This window comes from Verrucosispora sp. SN26_14.1 (assembly GCF_004307965.1).
In the GTDB taxonomy this organism is placed as follows: Bacteria; Actinomycetota; Actinomycetes; order Mycobacteriales; family Micromonosporaceae; genus Micromonospora.
The window spans coordinates 1-5,460 of record NZ_SISL01000387.1 but is presented as its reverse complement, the minus strand read 5'-3'; the positions used below and the strand labels follow the sequence as shown (position 1 = coordinate 5,460).

Below are 5,460 nucleotides of genomic sequence, written 5' to 3'. Positions count from 1 at the left end.
GAATGGCGTCACTCGTCGGGATAGCGAACGCGTTCACGCCGGAGCCGGTCGCCGCCGGTGCGGTCGCGGCGGGGGCGGTCACGCGATGACGGCCCCACCAGCGGTCGACCCGGACGCGACGACCGTGGACCGCACGACGCGGTCGACCACGTTCGTCGTCGGCGCCAGCGGCGACCTCGGACGGGCGGTGGCCACCACCCTCGTCGACGCCGGCCACCGTGTCGGGCTCACCTGTCACGCGAACGATGAGGCGCTGCGCGACCTGCTGACCCACGCGGACAAGGCCGGACTGGACAGCGTCGGGCGCCGGTGCGACACCCGGAGCCCGGAGTCGGTCCGCGCGACCTATCGAGACTTCGTCGAGGCGCTCGGGCCGCCGGGCGCACTCGTCTACTGCACCGGGATCCGACGCGACCGGCCGCTGTTGCAGATGGCCGACGAGGACTGGGCCGACGTCCTCGACACCAACCTGCGGGGAGCGATGCAGTTCGTCCGATTGGCCGGGGCGGACATGGTCCGCGCCGGGTTCGGCCGGATCATTCTGATCTCCTCCGTCTCCGGGCGGGCCGGCGTGGCGGGACAGGCGAACTACGGCGCGAGCAAGGGCGCCATGGAGGCGATGATCCGTGCGTTGACCCGCGAGTTCGGGCAGTTCGGCGTCACCATCAACGGCGTCGCGCCGGGGCTGGTGGAGTCCGCCATGACCGCTGACCTCCCCTCCGCCGTCAAGCGCGCCTATCTGAGCCGGATCCCGTTGCGGCGCTTCGCAGAGCCGGAGGACGTCGCCCCGCTCGTGGGCTTCCTCGTCTCGGACGGCGCTCGATACATCACCGGACAGACCTTCGTGGTCGACGGTGGGCTCACCGCATAGGAGGCGCGGATGACCAGGCCAGTGGTGATCACCGGACTCGGCGTCGTCAGCGCCGCCGGCATCGGCATCGACCAGACCTGGCGCACGATCGAAGCCGACCCGCCGTGCGCCCAGATGGTCGAGCTGCCCTCCGCGCGTCCGGAGGACGGCACGTTCAAGGTCTTCATGGCCCCGGACTACCGCCTCGCGGACGTCACCGCGACGTACGTCGACGGTGCCCAACTCGAACGCGAAGGCATCGACCAGCAACGCGACATCAAGCATCTCGTCGCCGCGGCCGGGCTCGCCATGGACGACGCCGGACTACGCGCCTTCCCCGATCTCGACCTGCGGGAGGTCGGGCTCGTGGTGGCCGACGAACACCCGGGCGTCGAACGTCTGGCCCGCACGCTGTACGGGGCGGTGGCCGAGCACGACACCGGCACGGCGCAGGCCGGCTACGCCGACCTGTCCGAGCAGATCTTCGCGCTGAACACGTTCCTCGCGCCCTACCTCGTCGCCCGTGCGCTGCACATCGGCGGCGAGTGTGGCTTCGTCAACTCCGCGTGCGCGTCGGGCCTCACCGCGATCGACAACGCGGCCACCCAGATCCGGCTCGGCCGCACCCCGCTGGCCGTCGCGGTCGCCTCCGACGACCCACTCAGCTCGGGCAAGTTCCGGTGGTTCGCCGACATGGGCCTGTACGCGCGGGACGGCGTCCCCCGGCCGTTCGACCCAGCAGCCGCCGGCACCGTCTTCGGCGACGGTGGCGCCGCCGTCGTGCTGGAGGACGAGGAGCACGCCCGTCGCCGTGGTGCCCGGATCTACGGTCGCCTGCGCGGTGCCGGGTTCACGCAGGACGGGTGGCGGGTCAGCGCACCCCACCCCGCGAGCGCCAACCAGGAGCGGTCCATCCGGCGGGCCCTGCGCGAGGCGGCCCTCGACCCGGAGCACGTCGACGTGGTCGTGCCGCACGGCACCGGGATCCGGATGATCGACACCTACGAGGCCAGGACGATCCGGCGACTCTGGCCGGACCAGACCCGGCAACCGGTGTGCCTGCCGCTCAAGCCGTACGTCGGGCACAACCTCGGCGGATCCTCGCTGCTGGAGACGGCACTGCTGCTCAAGGCGATGGCGGAACGACGGCTGCCCGGGACACCCGGCGCGACGCCCGCCCACGGCCTCGACCTGCCCACCGACTGGACGTCCACGCACATCCGGTACGCCGTCAAGTCCGCCGTCGGTTTCGGCGGGTTCTACGGCGCGATCGTCCTGGAGGCGATCTGACATGACCGACCGGACCCGGACCGACACCGGCCACGTCGACGCCCACGTCGACGAGGCGTACCTCGACGCGTGCGCCGACGCGTGGCAGGTGACCGGCGACCTCGCGCAGTCGATCCTGGACACGCTCGATCCCGAGGCGGTGGATGCCGGCGACGAGCATCGCGGACACTGCGTCGCCTGGCTCCGCCGGGCCGCCGAACGCCGGACACTCCCCCGGCCCGTACCGTCGGTCGACCCGACGGCGGGCAGCCACGCGCCGACGGTGGACCTGTTGCGCCACGCCGCCGGCGCGTACCCCGGCTTCCTGGACGGCACCTCCTCCGGCCGCAAGATCCTGCTTGCCGGACCGGGCATGCGGCTGTGGCACGGCTACTTCCAGTCCGACAACCTGCTGTACCGGCCGCTCAACGCCGCCGCAGCAGCGGCGGTCGAGACCACCCTGCGCACCGGTGGCGGCACCCGGATCCTCGAAGTGGGCGCGGGCACCGGCGGGGCGACCGCACACCTGTTGGCGCACTGGCCCGACGACCTACGCGGCACCTACGACTACACGGTCACCGACATGAGCGCCAGCCTGCTGGTCGGCGCCCGCCGCAGACACAGCGGGAACACCCCTGCCCCGGTACGCCTGGAGTTCCGGCGGTTCGACTTCGACCTCGCCGACGACCAGGGCCTGGCCCCGGACGGCTACGACGTCGTGCTCGCCGTCAACGCGCTGCACATCGCCGCCGACATCCCGTCCACCCTGCGCCACCTGCGGTCACTGGTCCGGCCCGGTGGCGCGCTGGTGCTCAGCGAGTCGCTCTGCGCCCCCGGCGACCTCGTGCACCAGGAGTTCATCTTCAACCTGCTGCCGTTGTCCGCCGAGGCCTGTCGGCGAGGCAGCCGTTTCCATTCGGCCGCCGCCTGGCAGACGTCCTTCGACGCCGCCGGGGTCGACGCGGAAATCCAGGTCAACAGCGCCGGCCCGGAGCTGGTGATGGTGGCCGTCGCCACCGCACCGGACGCGCCGTGAGTGGACGGCGGGCACCGGAAGCCCCCGGTCGCGTACCGGCCGTCGCGGCAGGCCCGACGCGTCCGGTGCGGGTCCTGGTCACCGGGGCGACGGGTTTCCTCGGCAGGTGGGTCACCGAGGCGTTCGCCGCCCTCGGTGACCACGTCACCACCTTTCCGGGGCGGGAACTCGGCATGGCGGCGGCCGGTCCGGGCCGCGCGCTGCGCCGGGCGGTGGCCGAGGTCGACGCCGTCTGCCACCTCGCCGCCGTCACACCGTTGCAGCCCGGTCCACGGGCCGCCCGCACCTACGCGCGGTGCAACGTCGACGCGACCCGGCTGCTCCTCGACGCCGTCGCCGGGACCAGCAGGTGCCGGGTGGTGTTCGCGTCGACCGCGATGGTCGCTGGCCTGGGTCCGACCGGGCGGCACTCCGACCGGGTCGCCTACGCCGAGTCGAAGCGGGCCGCCGAGGAACTCGTCGAACGGTACGGCTTCGGTGTCTCGTTGCGCCTCAACGCCCTCGGCGGGCCGCGCACGCCGACCGACCGGGGCATCGTCGCGGCGGCGCTTCGTGCCGCCGCCGAGGACCGGCCGTTCGACGTCTACGGCGACGGCTCGTCGGGCCGCGACTACCTGCACGTCCTCGACGCGGCGCGGGCGGTCGTCGGCGCCGCCCGCCGACCGGTCGCGGGCTACCAGGCCGTCGAGATCGGCAGTGGCCGGCTGTCCACGATCGACGCCGTCCTCACGACCGTGGAACGCGTCACCCGGCGACGGGTGCAACGCCGGCATCTGCCGGAACGCGCCGACGTCGACGACCGTCCCGCCTGCGACCTGCGTCGGGCCCGTGCGGTGCTCGACTGGTCGCCGCGCCGGTCCGCACTCGCCACCCTCGTCGGCGACCAGTGGGCCGAGCAGCAGGAGCCGGGCACGTTCTCGGCGTGCCTCCGGTGGACCCTGGACCCGTCGGGCCGGCCGCTGACCATCGTCACGCCGCGAGCAGGAGGCCGACCATGACGACCACACCCGAGTTCGACCTGATCGTCGTCGGTGCCGGCGTCGCCGGACTCTCGGCGGCCTTCTACTGGATCACCGACGTCGACCGGGACGCGCGGGTGCTGATCGTCGAAGCCGGTACGCAGCTCGGCGGACCCGCGATCCGGCACACCTTCGACGTCGACGGACGCCGGCTCGTCTCGCCGGGCGGTGCCCAGGAACTCACCTTCCCCTCCGCCTTCGCCCCGGCCGTCCGGTCCGCCCTGGCCACCGTGGGCGTCGACACCGACCGCTTCCACACCGACACGGTGGCGCGGCACTACACCGACCGGGGTGCCGGCGGCCACGGCCTCGCCTTCGCCGCCTCGGTCTGGGGGCGGAGCCACCTCGCCGCCCACGGCCCGTCCGACGCCGTGGACCTCACCGACGCGCCGCTCGCCGCACGGGCCAGACCGCAGGTCGCCGCGCTCGTCGACGAACCCACCGACTGGCTGGCCGGCCGGACCGATGACGAGAAGCTCGCCGAACTCCGGCGGCGTAGCTGCGACGAGGTGCTTCGCGACTTCGCCGAACTCGACGAGGACACCCACCGGTTTCTGCGGTACAGCACGTCGGCGCAGTCGGGCATGACCTTCGACCAGCATCCCGCCCTGGACGCCGCGCTCATCGGCTATCTGGGCCTGGACGGCCTCGGTGTCCGCCCCAGCGGCGCGCCGTGGGACGGGCTGACCCGGACCGGCGCGAGGTTCTTCCCGCACCTGGACCCGCCGATCTACCGTTTCCCGGACGGCAACGCCACGGTCGCCCGCGCGCTGGCCCACCATCTGGTGCCCGACCTGTTCGACGCCGACACCGTCGACGACCGGCTGACCGCCGAGATGTCCGTCGACGCGCTCGACCGGCCGGACAACCAGGTCCGGATCCGGTTGAACGCCACGGCGACCGCGCTGCGCCACGCCGGTACCGACACGGTCGAGGTCGAGGTCGAGGGGGGCGGGGCAGGCACGATCACGTACCGGGCGCGGGCCGCGATCGTCGCCGCGCCCGCGCACACCACGGCGCTTCTCGTCCCGGAACTCGGGCCGGAGCAGCGGGCCACCGCCGCCGATCTCGGCCGGTACCCGATCGTGTCGGCCTCCGTCGCGTTGCGGAACTGGCGCGCGTGGCAGTCGCTCGGCGTCTCCCGGCTCTCCTGGCCCGGTCACCCCACCTGGCAGATCGCCGGGCTGGAGTTCCCGGTCGCCATCGGCGCCTGCGCGCCGTCGCCGTCACCCGACGAGCCGACGACCGCGACCGCGCTCGGCGCGCTCACCGAGGCGGGCACCACC

The 5,460-nt window shown here is 73.3% G+C and carries 5 protein-coding genes; all 5 read left to right on the top strand.

The window, feature by feature from the left end; all coding sequences use genetic code 11:
* Positions 1–85 precede the first annotated feature (85 nt).
* On the top strand, positions 86–871 hold the full coding sequence (locus EYA84_RS25045; protein ID WP_131055917.1) for an SDR family oxidoreductase: 786 nt from the start codon (positions 86–88) through the stop codon (positions 869–871).
* 9 nt (positions 872–880) lie between these two features.
* Positions 881–2,140 carry a beta-ketoacyl synthase gene (locus EYA84_RS25040; RefSeq protein ID WP_131055915.1) on the top strand — a complete coding sequence of 420 codons (1,260 nt, stop codon included), beginning with the start codon at positions 881–883 and terminating at the stop codon, positions 2,138–2,140.
* A gap of 1 nt (position 2,141) precedes the next feature.
* Positions 2,142–3,155 (top strand): trans-aconitate 2-methyltransferase, encoded by a 1,014-nt coding sequence (locus tag EYA84_RS25035; RefSeq protein ID WP_131055913.1) that lies wholly within the window; start codon positions 2,142–2,144, stop codon positions 3,153–3,155.
* A 65-nt stretch (positions 3,156–3,220) separates the two neighbouring features.
* Positions 3,221–4,153: an NAD(P)-dependent oxidoreductase gene (locus EYA84_RS25030; RefSeq protein WP_161595034.1), complete on the top strand. Its 933-nt coding sequence runs from the start codon at positions 3,221–3,223 to the stop codon at positions 4,151–4,153.
* A partial coding sequence (locus EYA84_RS25025; protein ID WP_131055911.1) for an NAD(P)-binding protein occupies positions 4,150–5,460 on the top strand: 1,311 nt, incomplete at its 3' end. The genes EYA84_RS25030 and EYA84_RS25025, both read left to right, overlap by 4 nt.